This window comes from Acinetobacter sp. ANC 3832, assembly GCF_002135415.1.
In the GTDB taxonomy this organism is placed as follows: Bacteria; Pseudomonadota; Gammaproteobacteria; order Pseudomonadales; family Moraxellaceae; genus Acinetobacter.
In genome coordinates this window covers 120,676-141,629 of sequence record NZ_NEGJ01000004.1, presented here as the reverse complement: position 1 = coordinate 141,629, position 20,954 = coordinate 120,676, and the positions used below count along the sequence as shown (strand labels likewise).

The window sequence follows — 20,954 nt, the reverse complement described above, 5'->3', positions numbered from 1 at the left end:
GGGAGCTTTAAGCTCCCTTTTTTATCAAATTTTAAACTTTAAGCATGTTTAATTTTCTCACTTTAAACTTAAAGAGTTTTCAATTTCAATAGCATTTTTCCAACTATCTAGCTTTGTTAAACCATCCACATAACTTTTAATATGAGGATAATTTTCCGCTTGATTTAATGTATAAATTAGACTATTTAATGCAAAGCCCATCATAAAATCTGCACCAGTTAAGCGATTGGAAACAAAGTATTGTTTATTTTCTAAATAGTTATTTAAAAAACTAAAAACTTTGTCAAATTCTACTTGAGCATAATTCTCTAAAAATACTAAATTAGTGCCATGTTGACTCTCAATAGAATTAAATATTTTTAACAAGTAAGGCACCATTGCCGAACTTTCAGAAAAATGAATCCATTGTAAATAATCCGCATAATCTGATTCATCAAGAGCAGGAGCTAACTGAGGCGCTAGTTTTTGAATTAATAATTCAACAATTGCACCAGATTCAATAATTACTTTTCCATTCCATTCAATCACTGGAGATTTACCCAATGCATGGATGTCTTTTAAAGATTCTGGAGCTAAATGAGTGATTGAGTCTCGATAATATTTTTTTAGCTCATATGGTTGTTTAATTTCTTCCAATAACCAAAGTATACGAAAAGAACGTGATTGGTCTAAATGGTGCAATGTAATCAAAACAATTTCTGCCTTTTAAAATTGAATGGTTTAATTATCTAGATTACTTTTATAAGTCGATCCCTTATTTATAAAAGTATTATTATATCTAATAAAGATTTATACGGCTTTTGCCAGTGATTGGACTAATGACTGTATTTCACTTCTTAATTCGCCAATATCAGATATATTTAACTGTTCGGAAAGTTTATTGGGAATATCTACAGCAAGTTCCTTTATCTCTGACCCTTTAGTCGTAAGCGATACTAAAACTCTTCGTTCATCATTAGAGTCTCTTCGGCGGTTAATAAAACCAGAGCTTTCCATACGCTTAAGTAATGGCGTCAAAGTACCACTATCTAAATACAAGCAATGTCCAAGATCACCTACACTTACAGAATCACGTTCCCATAACACAAGCATTACTAAATATTGGGAATAAGTAAGACCTAAAGGTTCCAGTAAAGGCCTATATACTTTTACTAGTAAGTTTGATGCAGCATACAAAGGAAAACATAACTGCTTATCTAGCTTTAGATGATCATTAGACATATAGAAATCTTTATCGAGTTTTTACAGTGAGCGATACGTCTATATTACCTCGAATTGCATTCGAGTAAGGGCAAACCTTATCTGCTTCACTGACAATTAATTCAGCAGTTTTTTGATCTAGATCTGCAATCGTTACATCAAGTGCTACTGTTAAAGCGAAACCGCCCTGATCATTTGATTTCATCCCAACTGTAGCAATTACTTCAATATCATTATCGCGAACTTTATTATTTTTATTTCTTGATACATGGATGACAGCATTACCAAAACAAGATGCATAACCAGCTGCAAATAATTGTTCAGGGTTTGTTGCATTACCTTTACCACCTAATTCTTTTGGTAAAGAAAGATTAAGATTTAATAAATCATCCTGGCTATGTACATTTCCGTTACGACCGCCAACTGCTTTAACTTGTGTTGAATATAGAGTGCTCATCATAGTGCCTATTTGTTTAGCTAGCAATTAAATTGATAGCAATATAATTACTCAATAATTTATATATGTCAAATTTTAAAAATTCAGCGTTATAAGTTTTTCTTAAATTTGACACTTGTAGTAGAGAAAATAATTACGAATAAAAAAGCCCAACATCCTGTGGGCTTATCCGTATCTTTTGCAAATTTAGATAAATATCAAATGCATTGAAGATAGCCATCTATTGCTGTAATGATTTTTGAATTTAGGAGCCAAACGCAGTCTCCTCTCCCACCTGCACACTTACTAAATGTCTCGTTTTTGATGCAATGATAAATTTCGTAAGAAGCCTATGTCTAATAGGGATTAGCTCAATTATTGTTTGTTATTTTTGATGCAAATAGATGCAGTTTGATGCGATTTAAAAAAATAGAATAAAGAGAACTAATTACTTATTTTATTAACTCTAAAAATAAAAGTTCAATTTAGGTTACCAAGGCTTTAAGTAATACTTAAATTGTTAATTTATATAATAAAAAGTGGTAACTTTTATTAGGTTACCACGGGTTACCAGAGCACTTTTAAAATTAATAAATATAGTAAAAACAAATATTTAATAGGTTACTATTGGTAACCTGAAAAACGGGTTACTGGTAACCTCAAAGTAACCTAAAAGTAACTTTTATAAAATAGATATAATATTAATAAATACATATAGATAGCTACTATTTTAATTGTTGGTAACCAAAGTAACCTGTTTTTTTTATGATGTGAAATTTTAGCCTAATGCATTTTATTTCAAAAATATCTACTCAACCTTTTAAATTAATTACGCATATCAATACAGATCATTGCTATATTCATATCAATTGTTATAAGTAATTTAGATGAAATAAATGATGCTTTTTGAGTGATAGTATTAAGATAAAATCTCTTAAATACAATGCTTAGGCTTAGTGTTTTTTTATTTAAAATTCAGATATTTAGTAATTAATTGATATGTATTTAATTTAGCTATTTAGTTGGTTTTTTAGTGGTTTTTGCAACTACGTTGCTACTATTTTACGTTTTGTCGTTATAAGTTATTAATTAATATTATTTTTGTTTAGTTTTTAGTCCAGTCCATCATAGGCGCAACCGAAATACGTGGTTGTAAAGAGTGGATTGAAGACATAAATGAGACCTAAAACGTAAAAAATCGAGAGCGCAGAATTATACGTGGTTTATGCTAAAAGCGACAGTCAACTGAATGGGTAGTATTATTAGATGACTTTAACCATATGATTCATATCCTTAAAAATTAAAAATATTCACCTTGGTCGCATTGTGAGCAAAGTAAAAACTGGATATGTTGAAGATGAAAAGAATAATGATTGGGGAAAATCATGTTGGTTTTAGAAGAAATATTCAAAAGTAAAAAGTGTGAACAATCAGATCAATTCAATTTAAGGATTCATCGTGGATTAAGTTGGTTAAAAAAATCCGTTGAACTCGATAATGATCTTGATCTAAAGTTTATTGGTCTTTGGGTATCGTTTAATGCCATCTATGCTCAAGATTTAGGTGTAATTCAAGATCGACAATCTTTTCGACAGTTTTTAACGGTGATCTGTCGTGCTGACGATGAACATAAAATTTATAATATTATTTGGGAAAAATTTAGTCAGCCAATTCGACTTTTATTAGATAACCCTTATGTTTTTCAATCGTTCTGGGATTATCAAAATAAAAAAGTCAGCGAATTGGCATGGAAAGAAGATTTTAATAAAGAGAAGAATAAGGTCAGTCGAGCACTGCAAGAAAAAGATACAGTAGATATTTTATTTGTAATTTTCAATCGTCTTTATACTTTACGAAATCAGATCATGCATGGCGGAGCAACATATAATAGCTCTGTAAATCGTAAACAGTTGCAAGATGCATGTAATATTTTATCTGCCTTGTTGCCTGTCTTTATTTATGTACTTTTAGAAAATGCCAAAACCTTAGATTTAGGTATGCCATTTTATCCAGTGGTACAAGTTTCTTAATTCAAAAAACCTCCCGTTTAAAAGGGAGGTCTAGTATTTATCTTAAATAGAACTTAGACGTGGTACTAAGCGATTTGAGTTTTTGAATGATAAAGCATATCCAATAGCGCAAAGAAAGCTGAACCAATCACTAAACAAAGCCCGACCAGACAAGTCATCGACCATCCACCATGATGCCATGCGTAAACGCCAAGCGCAGATCCACATGCGCCACCAATAAAGTAGAAAGTCATATAAATCGAGTTAATACGTGATTTAGCATCAGGTCGTAAGCGAAAGATAATATTTTGATTACTACTATGCACTGTTGCTAAACCAAAGTTAATCACACCATAACCAATAATATAGCTGATGAGAGATTGACCACCGAAATAAAGGAAGATCCAACTGATGGCAAGTGTAGCTATACCTGCCCATGTTAGTGTCTTAGTATATCCACGGTCTGCAATTTTCCCAATTTTTGTCGTAGATAAAGCGCCAAATACACCAATTAAAGTGGCTACACCGACGAGAACATCGGGCAGATTGAAAGGTTCGGAAGTGAGTAACACAGCAATGGTTGAAAATAAGATGCTCATCGCTGCAAAAGCAAAGCCACCAATTAAAGAACGATAGAGCAAACGACGTTCTTCTTTCATTAAACTTCCCATAGATTGGAAAATTTTGGCATAACTCATTTTCATGATCGGTACTTGGGGCAATTTTGCTTTAAGTAAAAATGCGATAATCAGCATGAGTACAGCACTGACGATATAAATTAGTTTCCAATTAAATAAATTAGAAAGTAATCCCGCCAAACTGGTTGAAAGTAATAGACCGACCAATAAACCACTCATGAGGAAGCCAACAACTTCTCCTGTTTTTTCAGGTTTGACTGCCATAGTTGCCAATGGAATCAACACTTGAGCTGCAACCGAAAATAATCCGGCAATAATGGTTCCGACCCAAAGCATGGGTAAATTCACCGCAAAAGCACAAATTAATAAGCCAATAGCAGCAAAAAACATGAGTAGAGGAATGAATTTGGTTTTATTGACAATGTCGCCCATTGGAACAATAAATAAAAGTCCAAGGGCATAGGAGACTTGAGCAAAAGTCACGGTTAACGCAACTTGTGATTCAGGAACATTGAAATATAGTTGAATGGAATGTACTAAAGGTTGGCAATAGTAGTTTGCACCTGCGCATAAACCGCAAGCAATTGCCATCAACCATAATAAGGGTTTATTTTGGCTGATATCGAGAGAAGGATTCATAAAATTCCCGAACTTGTTCTGTTAAATACAATATGCAGTAGCTTCAATTTCAATGAGCATACTGGGTAGAGCAAGACACGGAACAGGAATAAGGGTACAAGCAGGGAAAGTTTGATCTTTCCAAAGTTGTTGCATTTCCTGAATTAAAAACTGGTGCTTTTTAGGGCTGTGATCGACCACTAAAATTCTTAATACTGCAATATCTAAAAGTGATGCATCTGCTGCTTCCAACGCACTTTTTAAATTTAAAAAAGTTTGTTGGGTTTGTTCTGCAAAACTTTGAGATAATTGTCCTCGTTGGTTTTCACCACCTTGTCCTGAGATGTGAAGTATACGTAAAAAGTGTTTTACTTCAGCGATGTGACTATACGCAAATGGTCGTGGATTATAAAGTGTATTTGGGTTAATCAATTCAAATGACTTGAGTGGGAATCCATGCTTTGAGTTCATCATATTGTGCATCATTAGTTTAAGAATTTTGTTAGTATCAAAGCTCAAGTTAACTTGAGGTCAAGAAGAAATTGATAGGAAAAAATGATGATTCTAAATCGTTAAGCCAATGGCTGAGTATTGGAGAACTTGCTGAACGTAGTGATGTGAGTGTGCCTGCAATTCGCTTTTATGAAGAAAAAGAGTTGATTTGGAGTACACGAACTGTTGGTAATCAGCGCCGTTATCAACGGGCAATGTTAAGGCGAATCGCCATTATTAAAGTTGCGCAACAAGTCGGAATCAGCCTGCAACAAGTGAAAGATGCATTTTCAGTATTGCCTAAGCATGATGTTGCCACAAAGCAAGATTGGCAAAAGATGTCGCAGAAGTGGCAAGCTCAATTAGATCAGCATATTATTCGCTTATTACAACTAAGACAGCAGTTAGATAAATGTATTGGTTGTGGATGTCTTTCTTTGAAGCAATGCCCATTACGTAATCCAGAAGATCAATTTGCACAGGAATCTGCAGGGGCACATTTCCAAGATGTTCTGACCACATTATTAAATCAAGATGCCATAGAGGCTAAGACTTTAGATGATGAGTTGTGAATCTTGAATGGATGCAGATGCTCCAATCCAAAATGGACGATTGTACTCACCATGACCAAACCAATCACATTGATAAAGTGGAATATCTAAGGACTGAAGATGTTCCGAAAAAATCTCAGCAATTGAATGGGGAACATTTTTTTGTGGGCATTGATAGAAATCACCCAAGACCACAGCTTTGAGTTGTGTCGTATCAATACTTTGTAGGAGCTGTACAAAGCAACGCTCTAAGCGGTAGTAAGGTTCACCTACATCCTCAAGCAGTAAAATACTTGGCTGTGTAAGTTGTAAAGCATTTGAAGTGCCTTGCAATGTGGAAAGGACTGTTAAATTTCCACCAACAGTTTTTAGGTTAGCTAAATCATGATGTTGAGTGAAAACATTAAATCCACAAAGCGGATAATGATTGATTTTATTGGAATCTGTTGCAACTAAGCTAATGACCTTTAATGCATCATATGAAAGCGGTTCATTGTCCAAGTTTTTCACTGCAATTTCTTGAAAGACTGGACCATGCAAAGCTTGCCCGCCATGCATTGCAACATAATTTAATAAAACGGTACTGTCTGAATAGCCAACTACTGGCTTATTCAAAATCCAATCAGCTAAATAAGGCACTAATTCAGCAGCGCCTGTGCCACCGCGAGCGCACCAAATTGCATCTACATTTGGGTCTAAACATGCTTTTTTGAGATCAGCAATACGTTGTTCTACTGTTCCTGCCAAATAACGATATTGAGCAAAAACATGTTCTGCTAATGAAACTTGGTGACCTAAACGTTCCAGTAAGTTTTGTGCGAGTTCTATTTTTTCAATATCAACACAAGCGCTAGGTGAAACAATTCGAAAATGCATGTCTAATCCAGATTAATGGGCGAGTTTCTTTTTAGATAAGGTAATCATCATGACACCGATGATATTGAGTAAGCAACCAAACCATTGTATCGCATTCATATGTTCACCTAAAAATGCAACAGCTAAGATAATCGTTAAAATTGGACCAATTGATCCGATCATTGCGGATTGTGCCGCACCCAGACGGGAAATACTTTGTGCAATTAAAATAGTCGGTAGAACGGTCACCAATAAACCGAGTGCAATACCATACCAAATGACTTCTTGAGGAAGTTGGCTGAGTAAGCCAATTGGATTTGGTGTCGCAATGACATAATGTGTAAGCGTGCCAATACAAGCGATACTCAAAGCTAAGCCAGTATAGTTCCATGAACCAAAGCGCTGGATTAAACGTGGTGTAAGCAATAAGTAAGATGCAAAGCTTATCGCACTGGCAAAAACCAGACTTACACCTAACCAAAACTTGCCTTCATGCAGCATGCTGCTTTGTTCTTGTAACATCACAATCACTGTACCGCCATAACTTAAAGCGATTGCAAAGATGCTTTTAATACTTAAACCTTGCTTATAAATGATGCTTGATGCAATCACGGTTAGGGTTGGGTATAAGAATAAAATAATACGTTCTAAAGATGCGCTGATATACATCAAGCCTGCAAAATCGAGCCAACTTGAAAGGTAATAGCCAATTAGTCCTGCAAATATCAGCAGTATCCAATCTTTTGTTGGAATATTCCTGTTATGCCCACGATTGATCCAACAAATTAATAGAAAAAAGGGCAGTGCACTTGCCATGCGGAGCGCCATTAACACAGTGCCATCCACTAATGGTGACAGTGCATAGGTCTGCTTAATAAAAATTGCTTTGGTACTAAACAGAAAAGCAGCGCAGAGTGCAAATAAAGAACCGAGTTGCACACTTGATAGTTTGAATTTCATAACTTCAACTTTGTTGGACTTGCTTTGGCTTAGGAGTGAAGCAAAAGACATCTTGAACAATCAGTATAATGTTTTTAAATTTTCAGGTGAAATGCAAAAAAAGAATCAATCTGATCAAAAAATGGAATGTAAATATGCAGATTTTATGCACCATTGCAATATTTGGGTTCATTCTAAGTGGGAAGTAAGTGATTTTTATAAGTTCATTTCAATTTTTTGTCATTTTAAAACGATACGATTAGATATTCAGTGATTTATGAAGATTAAAATTGCATCAAAATGGTGCATTTTTATACATTGCATATCTATGTAGGACAGCCATTATCATCTGGCAAAATGGCGAATGGAAAAAAATTAAATATTTTTGGACTGAGTTTAGACTTAAGCCGTATAAATTTTTAGGCGCTATTATAAGTACTTTTTTTTATTAGTGAAATTAAAAAAAGGAATAAAAAGATGACTCACAAAACTGACAGGGATTTGTGAAAAAACAGCCAATACTTGTTTTAAAATTATTCAGATATGATGTCAGAAAGGCGAGTTTTACTTTGAATAAAAGGACGAATATCTTGTTTTATCTGCAGTTTGTCGACTTGCAAGAAAAGCTAAAATTTGTTCAAAGCAGATGTTTTAGACACAGTGCCTTATTCACTTCATAAGATAGATATGAAAAATGAGCACGCTAAAAATAGAAAGATGAGGTGAAAGTTCAAAATGGAAGACAAAATAAGCAGAATGTGCCATTCAAAAGCACAGGCAAAACCGATATATACTATATCGTACAATTATATTTATGAATCATGAGTTCAAAATATGGGTATTTATTAAATAAATATTGGGTAGTATTTTAAAATAGTTCAATTAGAATCCAAAAATTCAGAAGAACGCATCCTAGGGGGAAGCATCGTTATTAACGATGTTTACTTTAAGAAAAATTAGCTTGAGGAATGCTCATGCAGATCGGAATTCCAACCGAAACTGTCGTCGGTGAAAAACGTGTAGCTGCTACGCCAGAGACAGTAAAAAAGTTGATCAGTGCTGGTCATAATGTTGTTATTGAACGTGGAGCAGGTGTAAAAGCTGCTTTCATTGATAGCGCTTATGAACAAGTTGGTGCCAAAATTACAGATGATGCCTACACTGGTAGCCAAATCATTTTGAAAGTTCGCGCACCACATGGTAGTGAAATTCAAAAGCTCACAGCGAATACAACTGTTGTGGCAATGTTTGACCCATACCGCAATACTGAACTTGACCAATTCGCATCACAGCAAGTGTCTGCATTTGCGTTAGAGCTTTTGCCACGGACGTTATCTCGTGCGCAAAACATGGATGTATTGTCTTCTCAGGCTAATGTATCGGGTTATAAATCTGTACTTTTAGCTGCTGCAGAATATCAACGTATGTTCCCAATGTTAATGACTGCAGCAGGTACTGTAAAACCTGCACGTATCGTCATCATGGGTGTTGGTGTTGCTGGTTTACAAGCGATTGCAACTGCAAAACGTTTGGGTGCAGTAGTTGAAGCAACTGATTTACGCCCTACGGCTCGCGATCAAGTTGAGTCTTTAGGTGGTAAGTGGTTAGATGTTCCAATGTCTGACGAAGAAAAACAAAAAGCTGCTGATGCTGCAAAAAATGGTTATGGATGGATGCCGGGTGAGCAATACATTCAAGATCAAGCCGTGATTGTAGATAAAGCTGTTTCAAATGCAGATATTGTGATTACAACAGCACTTTTACCGGGTCGTGATGCGCCGCGTTTAATTAAAGCTGAAACTGTTGCCAAAATGAAACCGGGTTCAGTCATTTTAGATATGGCTGTTGAAACAGGCGGTAACGTTGAAGGTTCAGTTAGTGGCGAAAATGTTGTGACGAGCAATGGTGTGACGATTTTGGGTATTCCGAATCTTCCATCTACAGTATCGACTGAAGCTTCGTCGTTGTATGCGCGTAACGTATTTAATTTTGTAGAAACACTATTCGATAAAGAGAAAAACTTTACAGTCAATCTAGAAGATGAAATTCAAAAAGCATTACTTGTAACGCATGGCGGTCAAGTACTGCTCAAACGTGGTTAAGGAGAAATTTCATGGTTGAAACTATTACAATTTTCGTCTTAGCCATCTTTGTTGGTTACTACGTGGTTTGGGGTGTAACACCTGCGCTACATACGCCGTTAATGGCGGTAACAAATGCTTTATCTTCGATTATTATCGTGGGAGCAATGTTACAAACTGTCGGTATGCCTGTTTTGGGTGTAGATGCAAATGTTGCATTTCAGACTGTGAATGTCGTGAGTGTATTGGGTGCCATTGCTGTATTTTTGGCGAGTATTAATATTTTCGGTGGTTTCGCAGTAACTGCGCGCATGCTGGAAATGTTTAAACCTAAGCAAAAGAAATAAGGGGCATTTAGATGGAATTTATTCAAGAGAATGCAAATTGGTTGTACCTTGTAGGTGCCATCCTCTTTATCTTAACGCTTCGTGGTTTGTCTGGTCCTAAAACAGCGATTCAAGGTAACCGTTACGGTATGATTGCAATGGGTATTGCAGTTGTTACCACATTTTTTGTTGCCAATGGTCCAGTCATTTGGATGATCGTGGGTGCAATGGTGTTGGGTGCGGTTGTCGGTATTGCACGCGCGCGTACTGTACCAATGACACAAATGCCTGAAACAGTGGCACTGATGCACTCTTTAGTCGGGTTGGCTGCAGTATTGATTGCGATTGCTGCAATTCTGCATAACAACCAATTGACTGCATTGTTTGCTCAAAATGAAACTGCTCTCACAAATGCAGGTGTTCAACACACGCATATGAGTAAAGTTCATTTATTTGAATTATTTGTAGGTTGTTTTGTTGGTGCAATTACCTTTACAGCATCTGTATTTGCTTACGGTAAATTGGCTGCAAAAAACTGGGCAAAAACAATTTCTGGTGCATGGGTTAAACCTGTACAAGCAATTATCTTCATTGCAATGGTTGCGTGTGGAATCTGTTTCTTCACCACAGGTAATATGCAAGCATTCTGGGCAATGACTGCACTTGCACTTGCTTTTGGTTGGGTTTGGATTGCCCCTGTTGGTGGTGGTGATATGCCAGTTGTGGTATCACTTCTCAATTCATTCTCTGGTTGGGCAGCGGCAGGTATTGGTTTCACACTTGAAAACAATATGTTAATCGTTGCTGGTTCACTTGTAGGTTCTTCAGGCGCAATTTTGTCTTACATCATGTGTAAAGCAATGAATCGTTCAATCATCAACGTATTGTTTGGTGGTGCGATGGGGGGTGCTGCGGTTGCTTCAGCGGACAAAGGCGAACAAGTTCAACGTAACTATCGTTCAGGTTCAGCAGATGATGCAGGCTTCCTCATGTCAAATGCGGACAGCGTTGTGATTGTACCAGGTTATGGTATGGCGCAAGGTCGTGCACAAAATGCTGTTAAAGAGCTATGTGAAATTTTGAAAGAACAAGGTGTAACAGTACGCTTTGCAATTCACCCAGTTGCGGGTCGTATGCCTGGTCATATGAATGTATTGCTTGCAGAAGCTGATGTTGCGTATGAAGATATTCTCGAAATGGATGAAATCAACTCAGATTTCCCTGCAACAGATGTGGTTCTTGTAATTGGCGCAAATGACGTTGTAAACCCTGCTGCTAAAGATGATCCGACATCACCAATTTATGGTATGCCGATTCTTGAAGCACATAAAGCGCGTACCATTATGGTGATCAAACGCTCTATGGCAACAGGTTATGCAGGTTTGGATAATGATTTGTTCTATAACGAAAAAACGATGATGATTTTCGGTGATGCGAAAAAAGTTGTAGAGGAAATGACTAAAGCGATTAATGGTAACGGACACTAAGTTCCATACATTTAAGCTTTAGAAACCACCTTCGGGTGGTTTTTTTATGAAGGGGTTTTTCTGCTAAAATTATTTAATACATGTAATGAAATAAGAAAAATGAACAGAATATTAAGATTGTCTCTAGTTACTTTAGCTTTGATTGTCGCACTGTGTAACCCGTTGGTGAATGCGTAGGTTTTTGAAATCAAAAAAGGTTCAAAAAACTATGATGCAAGCATTGATGTACATTGTGAAAACGATGAGTGTGGTGGTCAAGCAAAAATCATTTTATATAAAAAAGCGATGAACACTCTTGTTCAAGTTTTTAAATCTGATGATTTGACGATGTATCTGGATGAAAAACAGAAACCATCTGTGAATGTTATTCAATTATATGATGAACAAAGTGCATTAATTTTTGATGATTTTAATTTTGATGGTACAGAAGATCTTGCTATTCGTAATGGAAATAAAGGTTCGTATGGTGGGCCGACTTATGATGTATATGTCTTTAATCAAACGAGAAAGAAATTTGTGTTGAGTGAAGAACTATCCACATTAACCCGAGAAAACTTGGGAATGTTTCAGAATGATCCGCAGCGTAAAAGAATCATTACTTTTAATAAAAGTGGTTGTTGTTATCATATTACTTCGGAATATGCAGTTGTCCCTCAGAAAGGTTTGGTCCCAGTTTATGAGTTGATTGAAGATGCGAGATCCATATCAGGTGATAAAGTTAAAGTGACTGAACGCTATTTGCTAAAAGGAAAATGGAGAGAGAAAACGAAATACTATCCTATAGATCAATATTATAAAAACTAGAATTGGACATCTGATATACAAACTTTCAACTTACTTTTAGAGCAGAACCTTTTGAACAGAAGAATAGACTCGTGAACATGGATGTCTGATGTTTATCCAATATGTGATCTAGATTTTTTAAGCGGTATTTCAAAGTATTGCTACATCTTTATACACTTATAAGGGTCCAGTGCTGATATAAAAATCGACAGTATATTGTCCATTTGCTTGTTTTTTTATTTGAGAAAACTCGATGGTTTGAGGCATATCTTCAGAACCTGCCAATACATAAGGCTGATGGATTTTAAATGTTTGTTTCTTTTTTAATTGTTGCTCTAAAGCTTTTATGCCATCAAAATAAAAATCTTGATCATCCTTTTTAAAATAGAGCGCTAAACTTTTCAATTGCTGAGCTAAGCAAGACTGACAAAGTTTCTGATTTTTCTCAAGCATATCAGCATTTAATGTTAGCTTGATTTGAAATGTATAAAATTCACAACCTGAATTTTCTAGTTGTATATTTTGATGGTTGGGCAAAGAGGCTTTTTCTTCTCCATAAAGGATAGGGAAGTCTCCAGTACTATTTTTGATTTTAAAACTGTGGTTAAACACTTTATTTTGAACTAAGACAGGGGTTGCCAAGCCTCGAACACACTGAGTTTCAAAATTGTTTTTTGCTAAAGAATAGGGAGTTGGAGCAGCATAAACAGTTGTAATTGAACTGATACTCAATAAAAATATTGTTAAGGAACCATTTATATTAATTACTTTTAGAAAATTCATATTTTTCATCATGTTAATATTTTCATTAAATTTAAGACAACTCACTTTTAAAATATAGCTTAAGTTGAGATGTTAGTTGGATATTGTTATTAATTCATGTTATTGATCACATAAATTAAAAAGATTGTTGTTAAAGGTTTTTTGTCATCGAATGAAACTATATACTGACGCATCACGTTATTTTTGTGATTTGATTAACAATTATATCAATATTTAACATTAAATATATGAAAATGATTTGAATGAAGATTCAATTTTATATCCATTGAGGGGATTTTATGATGACAATGCGAAGACAATTGATCTGTCTTGTATTTGCTTTAACCTCAATGCAAATTTTCGCAGAAGTGAATAGTTTTACTGATGATATTGAAAAATTCAATTTTGCTCTAGATTATAAAATTTTATTTTTGGGTGGCTTTTTTGTCATCCTAATGCAAGCGGGTTTCGCTGTAGTCGAGGGTGGATACGAAAAAAACTCTAAGTCACTGCAAAATCTATGTATTAACTATTTGTCTGCACTTTTGGGTGGCGCTTTTTTTGGCGCAATGAGTATGTTGATTGGGTATTTAGGTTGGGTTGAAACGGATAAACCAATTTTTTCTATCCTTCAGGGCTGGCATTGGAATTTAATCTTTTTTTACAGCTTAATGGCAACAACAATTACCACTGTGGTTGGGCGAATTATTCCCAGTAGTTCATCTTTAATGGTATTTTTACTGGTTGGATTTTTTATTTCAGGCGTTATTTTTCCTGTTTACAGTAGTTGGGTTTGGGGGAGTTTACTGTTTGATGGTGGTTGGTTAAAACAAATTGGATTTATTGATTTTGCAGGTTCAACAGTGGTGCATTCAACTGCTGCATGGATTGTTTTAGCAGGTTATTTCATTTTAAGAAGTGAACAAAAACAACAAATTCAAAAGCGTGACATTATCTTTGATGATTATAAAGTTCTTTCAATGGCATTGGCAGGCTTTGTGTTGTGGTTAGCATGGTCAGGTTTAAATGTAATCTATATTTCAGCGATTCATGTTGATGTTGCCACGATTGTCGTTAACTCAGTGGCCGCATTGCTTGGGGCTGCCATTTCAGCACTTTGTCTATCATTACTTTTCTATAAGCAGCTATCATGGGAAGCATTAATCAAAGCTGCCTTAGGTGGCTTGGTTGCGATTACGGCCAGTTGTGGTTTTGTGAGTTTATCTGCATCTGTCATTATTGGGATTATTTCAGGTGCTTTAACGCTATTTGTTCCAACGTTACTCAATCGATGGATTCATGCAAAGAATATTCGTGAAGTGGTTGTGATTCATGGCTTATGCGGTGTATGGGGGACATTGGCTATCCCATTTACGAATAATGTCGTCGTTGAACAAATGGGGCAGGCAACATTGGTGAGTCAAATCATTGGTGTAAGTATTGCTTTTATTTGGAGTTTTGGTTTGGCTTATTTGTTGTTTAAAACGATTTATATGGTCAAGTTAAAATTAGGTAAATATGACAATGAAAATAAGGTTGTATAAATTATAAATAAAAATATGTTCTGAATGATTTTTAAGACAATAAAAAAGCGACCTTTAGTCGCTTTTTTTACTTACGATGCTGATTCGGGAGTGCCACGCCATAAACTTTCTAAGTCGTAGAATTTACGCGCTGTAGGAAGCATAACATGTACAACAACAAATCCTAAATCAACGAGGATCCATTCTGCATCACGCTCACCTTCAACACCAATTGGGCGAAACCCTGCTTTACGTGCTTCTTCAGCAACGTTATCAGCAAGCGCTTTAACATGACGCGTAGACGTTCCGCTCGCAATCACCATTGCATCTGCAACGTTACTGATTAAGCTCACATCTATTTCTAAAATATCTTTAGCTTTTACATCAAGTAGTGCTTCACGTACAACTTTTAAGCAAGCCTGTACGTCTTGATTTTGAGAATTCATTGAGAGTTCGAGAGAATTAGAAGCGCTGGGCGATGGTTCTAAATTCATGTGAAGTATATTTTCCTGACTATAACTCATCGTCTAATATAACGCCTTTGCTATAGAATTTCAAATACTAGAACGTACTTGTTTAAATCATTCGATAGAATGATTGTTGGTAAAGTATTTATCTTTCCAAGCAAAGGATTGATTTGAATGTGATTGTGGCTTGTATTCGGCAGCAATAAAGCCTGAATATGCGCTTTGATCTAAATAGTCAAAAATTGTTTTGAAAGCAATTTGCGCTGTATCGGGTTCATGTCGACCTGGACAATCTGCAAATTGAATATGCCCAATCCAATCAATATTCTCTTTGAGTGTATCCAATACATTTTCACCCATCATTGCCATGTGATAGCAGTCATATTGCATTTTTAAAGCAGGGTGTTTGACTGCCTCTAACATTTCTTGTGCTTGAGCAATATTTTGAACCAAAAAGCGTGGCATATCTGTGCCATTAATCATTTCAAATACAGGCTGAATATGATGATGAGTAAGCTTGTGACAAGCGAGTTTTAAGTTTTCAGCTAAAGTGTTTAAGCAAGGAAGTAAGTCTGCATCAAGCGGTTGTTTGCCTGCCAAAATATTAACACGAGGAATGTTTAAAGCCGTTGCATACTCAATCGCAAGTTCAAGAGCTTGGTTGAACTGCATTTCACGACCTGGAATACCTGCTAAACCATTTCCACCCTGCATTAAATCACCTGCAGGGACATTAATCAGGCAGATCTCTAGGTCATATAGTTCCATTTGAGTTCGAATATCTGCAATGCTCAGTTCATAAGGAAATTGGATTTCTACATGTTTGAACCCTTGAGCATGTGCTAAAGCAAAACGCTCAATGAATGGTACTTCAGTAAAAATCATTGAAATATTTACTGCAAGTTTAGTCATATGATTGCGCTCCATGCTCTGGGATAAAAGAGTTTACTTCGATTCCACTTGCTGAATGATCGTGGCTAAATCACTTTCAGCAAAGCCGTGATCTTGATGTTGTGTCAATTGGCTTAATGCTTTTTTGGCAACGGGAATATCCAGCTTAAATTGTTCTGCTAAAACTATAGCATTATTAAGATCTTTGGAAAGCGTTTTCACTTTCCATTGTACAGGTTCAAATTGATGTGCTGCCATGCGCGGTGTCAGAATCTGAAAAGGTTTTGAATCTGCGAAACCACCTGCCAGTGCAGGAGCGAGCAAAGTAGTATCCACACCTGCGAGATCTGCCAACGCAACAGCTTCAGCAATTAAAGTGCTATTGGCTGCTACAATCAGTTGATTGCAAATTTTGGTGGCTTGACCTGTACCAGTATCACCCATTCGCGTGACACGTTGTGAAAGTACATTGTAAATGAGGCTTAAATCTTGAATGGTTTCTGCATTACCACCTGCAAAAATTACCAAAGTTCCAAGTTCAGCACCTGCGGTACCACCTGATACAGGGGAATCAATCCATGTCACTCCAACTTGCTGAGCATCTTCTGCAAATTGCTTGGTCTTATCCACCGAGAGACTGGAGAAGTCGACAATGACTTGTCCTGCTTTTAAATTTGGACGGATTTGCTCAAAGACACTATGTACAGCCTGATCGTCAGCAAGGCAGGTGAGTATGATCGGGTATTGATAAATATCTTCCAGTTGAAGGGCAGTCGCTCCCATATCAATCAAAACATCACAGGCACTCTGGGTTCTATTCCAAATAGCAACATCAAAGCCAGCTTGAATTAAACGGGTTGCCATACGGCTGCCCATCAGTCCCATACCTAAAAAAGCTACTTTACTATTACGATCAAAACTCATCACTTTAGTCTCAATAATTCAAAAGTTTGGTTGTTTATTCAGCTATTTGTACTGACGCGGTAGAAATTGCACGTCAGGATTTTTATCCTTTTTACGAGCAATTTGGCTATTTTTACCTAACAGTAATTTTAATTGCCAAATTTTTTCTAAACGTAAAGATTTCTTTGGTTCGTGTTCCATAGCATCTAAAACCCGCTTTGCAGCCATCAGTGCATCTGGCGAACGCTGTAGCATTTCAAGTGCAATCAGCTGCGCTTTAGCGAGTGGATCTTCTGCAAGATGGGTAACCAAGCCAATATCTTTAGCATATTGACCATCAAAAATTCGTGCTGTTAACGTTAATTCTTTGGCTAAGTCTAAGCCGATGATTCCTTTAATTGAACGTGTTAAGCCCATGTCAGGAACGAGCCCCCAACGACTTTCCATAATTGACATTTGAGTATCAGGATGAGCAATACGAATATCAGCAGCTAAAGCCAATTGCATACCTGCACCAAAACAGAAACCTTCCAAAGCAGCAATCACGGGAACTGGGAGTTCTTGCCAAATTAAAAAAGCTTTTTGGAACAGACTTTGTCCCGGTTTAATCAATTCCCATGCTGCAAATACAGTGTTTTTAGGGCTATTTAAATCAGCTAAATCAATTCCTGCACTAAAGACATTGGCTTCACCAGTTAAAATGACACAACGAATACTGCGATCTTTTTTAATTTTTTTCGCCATTGCGACCAATTCGCCTAACAATGCAAAACTCATCGCATTGCGTTTTTCGGGGCGGTTTAAATAAACCGTTGCAATGCCATCTTTCTTTTCTAAACGTAATAGTGCCATGAAGTTAACTCTTATTTTTCCTTGTTTCTGAGCATAACATGAGCGCTATTTGGTTTCATGACAGTACAGTCACATTCAAAGGTTAGTAGCGTTAGTCTCAGTTTGAGGTGCTTGATCCTTAATATGAATCATCTCGCATCAATATTTATCAGTTTTCGGTTAAACATTTTGAATAAGGGTTAACAGCCACTTTATTTTTCTCAGTTATCGATAAATTAAAAGAATTTATACACGAAGCAGCTTATTCATTTTTTAAATCATGAACCAAGACTTGTTGAGCGGCTGACTCTACTTCATGAATGACCAACTGTAGCTCATCTAAACGCTGATGTACTTCTTGAATAAATGGTTCATCTGCCTTGCGACGTTCTTTTCTTAAGGTTGAAACGAATTGCTCAAAAGTCCCCGTGGCTTTTTGTAATTTAGGTGTTCCGACATAACGTGTTGCACCATATAAGCGATGTAAGACGTGTTCAAGTTGTGGGAAATCTTCCATTTCAATCAATTGCTCAATTTCGGTCAATTCTGCTGGGAAGCTATCGACTAACATTTTTAATAAATCTTGTGCGAGATCTTCTTTATTGGCTGCCAATTGTAGACTTTGTTTCCAATCTAGAATATTGGTGTCTAGAGCTTCGATAAAAACTGTCTTTTCAATAGTTTGAATATGCTGTATGAATTTATCACTGGTCCAATTGGTTAGGATTTGGATGATCTGATCAATTTGAATTGGTTTCGTCACATAGTCATCCATGCCGACTTTAAGCAATTTTTGTTTTTCATCAGCGAGGGCATGCGCGGTTAAAGCAATGATTGGCATGCGCATGCCATCAAGTGTTGATTCTAAAGATCGAATCGCACGTGTGGTATCAATACCTGACATGACAGGCATTTGAATATCCATAAATACCAAATCAAACGGTTTTAGACCTTGTTCGATATGTTGCTGTAAAATGTTGAGAGCTTCCTGTCCACTAAGAGCTTTCGTGGTTTTTACGTTTAGTTCGCCTAACAGTGCTTCTAGAACAATCAGGTTGGGTAAATGATCATCTACAGCCAAAACATGTAAGTCTCGTCCTTTAAAATCTTCGTGCTGTTCATGTTCAAAAATAGGTTTGTTGTTGAGTAAATGAATTAAAGCAGTACGACTTAAAGGTTGATATAAAGGACGTGCTTTATATTCTGAAAGCATATTCGGATCTAAAGTCATTTGGTAACCATAAACGGCTAAATGACCTTGATAACGTCCTCGAATTTCTTTCAGCAATGCCTCAGTATCACCACTATGGTCAACAATAAGCCATGTATTTTCAAGCTGGTCTGAAAGACTATTTAAACGACTGAATAAATCTAAAATTGACTGACATTCAGTATGCTGGACTTGATAGTTTTCTAAATAATGACGCAGAACATTGGCTGTTGCAGGGTGTGCTAAATAAGACACGACATGCATATTGGAGAAATTCGGATGTTCAAGGTTTTCTTCATCTGCACCAAACTTAGCTGTAAACCAAAAAGTTGAGCCTTTTTCAGTAGGAGCACGTTCTTGGTTGTCTTCAAAACCGATTTGCCCATGCATTAAACTGACAAGCTGTTTGGAAATGGCTAGACCTAAGCCTGTGCCCCCAAATTGGCGTGTCACAGAAGCATCACCTTGTGAGAAAGATTCAAATAAACGTTTACGATCTGTACCACTTAAACCAATTCCACTGTCTTGAACACTAAAATGTAATAAGCACTGACCAATATCATCATGTTCCATGCGGGCACGGACAATGATTTCACCATCAGGGGTAAATTTGATGGCGTTTGAAATAAGATTGGTGAGAATTTGCTTAACCCGTAATGCATCACCAATCACATGCTTCGGTACATTGTCAGCATAATAAAATGCCATATCAATTTGTTTTTGTGCAGCTAAAGGCGAAAGCATATCCATGACATCAAAAATAGCTTCTTCTAAGTCAAAGGGTGCTGTTTCTAATTCTAGTTTGCCTGCATCAATTTTAGAGAAATCCAAGACATCATTAATTAATGCCAATAAATGTGCGGATGATTTTCGAATGGTTTGCAAGTATAAACTTTGATCATTGCTTAAATTTCCTTGACGCAATAATAAGTGAATAAAGCCATCAATGCTGTTTAGTGGTGTTCGTAATTCATGACTGATATTGGCAAGGAAAACAGACTTGGCTTGGTTTGATGAAATCGCTTGGTCACGGGCTTGTTTATAGGTGATGTTTTGAACTTCTAAGGTATCTAATGTACGGCGTAAATCATCTTCAGTTTGTTCAGTATGTTCTTTGAGTTCTAAAAAGCTAAAGTGTAGTCGTTTCACAACATTGGCAATGTCGCGCTGAAGTAAACGAAGTTCACCCGTACTATTAATCACCATGTGCTGATCAAGCGTATCTGCATTTAAACGTTGTAACTGCATGCGAATTTCATACATCGGTGCAATCCAGCGACGTGAGTAGAAATTGAGACATAACAATAACAGTAATAATGTGAGCAATCCCGTCGTGATCAAAACGATCAAAACACGATAATGCGAAATTTCTAAAGGCTGATTGTCTAACTCAATCACTAACCACATATCTTTATGAGTGTCGGTTTGATTAAGGCGCATGCCATAAATATTATTGTCTTTATAGGTGATGGGACCAAAAAACATTTGTTGAGCAGGAATTGGAGGCCACATCCGTTTATTTTGATAACCGATGCTTAATAGATTTTTATTGTTGTGATCTAAAATGGCTGCACTGAGTAAATACTTTTCATTGAACATATTTTGCAAAATATTTTCTGCTTTAGCATGTTCATTTGGTGCTTTTTCTAAAAGTTCGACCAGTTCTTCTGCCGTATATTGGTAGCGACTGAGAATCGCAATGGCTGCAAAACGTTGTTGAGCTTTGGCTGAGTTTGACGTTTCAGACAATACTAAAACAGTGCCAACACAGGATAAAATCATGATGGGAACAAAAATTAAAGCTATCAGCTGTCCGTAGGCATGATTGAGCTTTAAGCGTTTAAAGAGTTTTTTATTAAAATTCGACATGGATCCAACCACATATTCCCCATGCTTGGCATATTAACATGCTTTATCAAAAATGATGGAAATTTGGGGAGCTTCATCTCCAT

General features: G+C 36.4%; 20 protein-coding genes. 7 read left to right on the top strand and 13 right to left on the bottom strand.

Annotated elements, in window-relative coordinates:
- Nucleotides 1–57: 57 nt before the first annotated feature.
- The 3 genes from B9T35_RS07290 to B9T35_RS07280 all read right to left on the bottom strand — a co-directional run bounded on the left by B9T35_RS07290 (nucleotide 58) and on the right by B9T35_RS07280 (nucleotide 1,657).
- Nucleotides 58–690: a glutathione S-transferase family protein gene (locus tag B9T35_RS07290; RefSeq protein ID WP_086190459.1), complete on the bottom strand. Its 633-nt coding sequence runs from the start codon at nucleotides 688–690 to the stop codon at nucleotides 58–60.
- 99 nt (nucleotides 691–789) lie between these two features.
- Nucleotides 790–1,221: a MarR family winged helix-turn-helix transcriptional regulator gene (locus tag B9T35_RS07285; RefSeq protein WP_086190458.1), complete on the bottom strand. Its 432-nt coding sequence runs from the start codon at nucleotides 1,219–1,221 to the stop codon at nucleotides 790–792.
- Between the two features lie 10 nt (nucleotides 1,222–1,231).
- Nucleotides 1,232–1,657, bottom strand: coding sequence for an organic hydroperoxide resistance protein (locus B9T35_RS07280; protein ID WP_086190457.1), 426 nt, complete (start codon nucleotides 1,655–1,657; stop codon nucleotides 1,232–1,234).
- Nucleotides 1,658–3,021: 1,364 nt separating this feature from the next.
- On the opposite strand from B9T35_RS07280, the gene B9T35_RS07275 reads away from it, so the two are divergent.
- A complete protein-coding gene (locus tag B9T35_RS07275) occupies nucleotides 3,022–3,666 on the top strand; it encodes a HEPN domain-containing protein (protein ID WP_086190456.1) in 645 nt (214 codons plus the stop codon).
- 65 nt (nucleotides 3,667–3,731) lie between these two features.
- Here B9T35_RS07275 and B9T35_RS07270 read toward each other — a convergent pair whose 3' ends face one another.
- A complete protein-coding gene (locus tag B9T35_RS07270; RefSeq protein ID WP_086190455.1) occupies nucleotides 3,732–4,922 on the bottom strand; it encodes an MFS transporter in 1,191 nt (396 codons plus the stop codon).
- A gap of 21 nt (nucleotides 4,923–4,943) precedes the next feature.
- Nucleotides 4,944–5,372 carry a RidA family protein gene (locus tag B9T35_RS07265; protein WP_086190619.1) on the bottom strand — a complete coding sequence of 143 codons (429 nt, stop codon included), beginning with the start codon at nucleotides 5,370–5,372 and terminating at the stop codon, nucleotides 4,944–4,946.
- Between the two features lie 71 nt (nucleotides 5,373–5,443).
- On the opposite strand from B9T35_RS07265, the gene soxR reads away from it, so the two are divergent.
- On the top strand, nucleotides 5,444–5,965 hold the full coding sequence (soxR, locus tag B9T35_RS07260) for a redox-sensitive transcriptional activator SoxR (protein WP_086190454.1): 522 nt from the start codon (nucleotides 5,444–5,446) through the stop codon (nucleotides 5,963–5,965).
- Here soxR and B9T35_RS07255 read toward each other — a convergent pair.
- Both B9T35_RS07255 and B9T35_RS07250 read right to left on the bottom strand, forming a co-directional pair.
- A complete protein-coding gene (locus B9T35_RS07255; protein WP_086190453.1) occupies nucleotides 5,948–6,820 on the bottom strand; it encodes an LD-carboxypeptidase in 873 nt (290 codons plus the stop codon). The genes soxR and B9T35_RS07255 overlap by 18 nt on opposite strands.
- Before the next feature lie 12 nt (nucleotides 6,821–6,832).
- Nucleotides 6,833–7,759 carry a DMT family transporter gene (locus B9T35_RS07250; protein ID WP_086190618.1) on the bottom strand — a complete coding sequence of 309 codons (927 nt, stop codon included), beginning with the start codon at nucleotides 7,757–7,759 and terminating at the stop codon, nucleotides 6,833–6,835.
- Nucleotides 7,760–8,712: 953 nt separating this feature from the next.
- Here B9T35_RS07250 and B9T35_RS07235 point away from each other — a divergent pair.
- The 4 genes from B9T35_RS07235 to B9T35_RS07220 all read left to right on the top strand — a co-directional run bounded on the left by B9T35_RS07235 (nucleotide 8,713) and on the right by B9T35_RS07220 (nucleotide 12,436).
- Nucleotides 8,713–9,840 (top strand): Re/Si-specific NAD(P)(+) transhydrogenase subunit alpha, encoded by a 1,128-nt coding sequence (locus tag B9T35_RS07235; protein WP_086190451.1) that lies wholly within the window; start codon nucleotides 8,713–8,715, stop codon nucleotides 9,838–9,840.
- Nucleotides 9,841–9,851: 11 nt separating this feature from the next.
- Entirely contained in the window at nucleotides 9,852–10,166 is a 315-nt protein-coding gene (locus B9T35_RS07230) for a proton-translocating transhydrogenase family protein (protein ID WP_086190450.1), read from the top strand.
- Between the two features lie 11 nt (nucleotides 10,167–10,177).
- A complete protein-coding gene (locus B9T35_RS07225; protein WP_086190449.1) occupies nucleotides 10,178–11,632 on the top strand; it encodes an NAD(P)(+) transhydrogenase (Re/Si-specific) subunit beta in 1,455 nt (484 codons plus the stop codon).
- A 186-nt stretch (nucleotides 11,633–11,818) separates the two neighbouring features.
- Nucleotides 11,819–12,436: an XAC2610-related protein gene (locus B9T35_RS07220; RefSeq protein ID WP_228147105.1), complete on the top strand. Its 618-nt coding sequence runs from the start codon at nucleotides 11,819–11,821 to the stop codon at nucleotides 12,434–12,436.
- Nucleotides 12,437–12,592: 156 nt separating this feature from the next.
- On the opposite strand, the gene B9T35_RS07215 is transcribed toward B9T35_RS07220, so the two are convergent.
- Nucleotides 12,593–13,210 carry a hypothetical protein gene (locus B9T35_RS07215; protein WP_086190448.1) on the bottom strand — a complete coding sequence of 206 codons (618 nt, stop codon included), beginning with the start codon at nucleotides 13,208–13,210 and terminating at the stop codon, nucleotides 12,593–12,595.
- Nucleotides 13,211–13,476: 266 nt separating this feature from the next.
- On the opposite strand from B9T35_RS07215, the gene B9T35_RS07210 reads away from it, so the two are divergent.
- Nucleotides 13,477–14,721, top strand: a complete 1,245-nt coding sequence (locus B9T35_RS07210) for an ammonium transporter (protein ID WP_228147099.1) — start codon at nucleotides 13,477–13,479, stop codon at nucleotides 14,719–14,721.
- A gap of 71 nt (nucleotides 14,722–14,792) precedes the next feature.
- Here the strand turns inward: B9T35_RS07210 and rsfS are convergent, their stop codons facing one another.
- The 5 genes from rsfS to B9T35_RS07185 form a co-directional block, all read right to left on the bottom strand.
- Nucleotides 14,793–15,194: a ribosome silencing factor gene (gene rsfS, locus B9T35_RS07205; RefSeq protein ID WP_086190447.1), complete on the bottom strand. Its 402-nt coding sequence runs from the start codon at nucleotides 15,192–15,194 to the stop codon at nucleotides 14,793–14,795.
- A gap of 87 nt (nucleotides 15,195–15,281) precedes the next feature.
- On the bottom strand, nucleotides 15,282–16,079 hold the full coding sequence (locus B9T35_RS07200) for a hydroxypyruvate isomerase family protein (protein ID WP_086190446.1): 798 nt from the start codon (nucleotides 16,077–16,079) through the stop codon (nucleotides 15,282–15,284).
- A 33-nt stretch (nucleotides 16,080–16,112) separates the two neighbouring features.
- Nucleotides 16,113–16,982 (bottom strand): NAD(P)-dependent oxidoreductase, encoded by an 870-nt coding sequence (locus B9T35_RS07195; protein WP_086190445.1) that lies wholly within the window; start codon nucleotides 16,980–16,982, stop codon nucleotides 16,113–16,115.
- A gap of 42 nt (nucleotides 16,983–17,024) precedes the next feature.
- Complete coding sequence (locus B9T35_RS07190; protein WP_086190444.1) at nucleotides 17,025–17,813, bottom strand: crotonase/enoyl-CoA hydratase family protein; 789 nt, start codon at nucleotides 17,811–17,813, stop codon at nucleotides 17,025–17,027.
- A 241-nt stretch (nucleotides 17,814–18,054) separates the two neighbouring features.
- On the bottom strand, nucleotides 18,055–20,871 hold the full coding sequence (locus B9T35_RS07185) for an ATP-binding protein (RefSeq protein ID WP_086190443.1): 2,817 nt from the start codon (nucleotides 20,869–20,871) through the stop codon (nucleotides 18,055–18,057).
- Nucleotides 20,872–20,954 lie beyond the last annotated feature (83 nt).

Coding starts and splice junctions, on each gene's coding strand:
- B9T35_RS07195 (WP_086190445.1), bottom strand. CDS start 16,982: ATGAGTTTTGATCGTAATAGTAAAGTAGCTTTTTTAGGTATGGGACTG.
- B9T35_RS07255 (WP_086190453.1), bottom strand. CDS start 6,820: ATGCATTTTCGAATTGTTTCACCTAGCGCTTGTGTTGATATTGAAAAA.
- B9T35_RS07270 (WP_086190455.1), bottom strand. CDS start 4,922: ATGAATCCTTCTCTCGATATCAGCCAAAATAAACCCTTATTATGGTTG.
- rsfS (WP_086190447.1), bottom strand. CDS start 15,194: ATGAATTTAGAACCATCGCCCAGCGCTTCTAATTCTCTCGAACTCTCA.
- B9T35_RS07200 (WP_086190446.1), bottom strand. CDS start 16,079: ATGACTAAACTTGCAGTAAATATTTCAATGATTTTTACTGAAGTACCA.
- B9T35_RS07190 (WP_086190444.1), bottom strand. CDS start 17,813: ATGGCACTATTACGTTTAGAAAAGAAAGATGGCATTGCAACGGTTTAT.
- B9T35_RS07230 (WP_086190450.1), top strand. CDS start 9,852: ATGGTTGAAACTATTACAATTTTCGTCTTAGCCATCTTTGTTGGTTAC.
- B9T35_RS07285 (WP_086190458.1), bottom strand. CDS start 1,221: ATGTCTAATGATCATCTAAAGCTAGATAAGCAGTTATGTTTTCCTTTG.
- B9T35_RS07280 (WP_086190457.1), bottom strand. CDS start 1,657: ATGAGCACTCTATATTCAACACAAGTTAAAGCAGTTGGCGGTCGTAAC.
- B9T35_RS07185 (WP_086190443.1), bottom strand. CDS start 20,871: ATGTCGAATTTTAATAAAAAACTCTTTAAACGCTTAAAGCTCAATCAT.
- B9T35_RS07275 (WP_086190456.1), top strand. CDS start 3,022: ATGTTGGTTTTAGAAGAAATATTCAAAAGTAAAAAGTGTGAACAATCA.
- B9T35_RS07265 (WP_086190619.1), bottom strand. CDS start 5,372: ATGAACTCAAAGCATGGATTCCCACTCAAGTCATTTGAATTGATTAAC.
- B9T35_RS07210 (WP_228147099.1), top strand. CDS start 13,477: ATGATGACAATGCGAAGACAATTGATCTGTCTTGTATTTGCTTTAACC.
- B9T35_RS07250 (WP_086190618.1), bottom strand. CDS start 7,759: ATGAAATTCAAACTATCAAGTGTGCAACTCGGTTCTTTATTTGCACTC.
- B9T35_RS07215 (WP_086190448.1), bottom strand. CDS start 13,210: ATGATGAAAAATATGAATTTTCTAAAAGTAATTAATATAAATGGTTCC.
- B9T35_RS07235 (WP_086190451.1), top strand. CDS start 8,713: ATGCAGATCGGAATTCCAACCGAAACTGTCGTCGGTGAAAAACGTGTA.
- B9T35_RS07225 (WP_086190449.1), top strand. CDS start 10,178: ATGGAATTTATTCAAGAGAATGCAAATTGGTTGTACCTTGTAGGTGCC.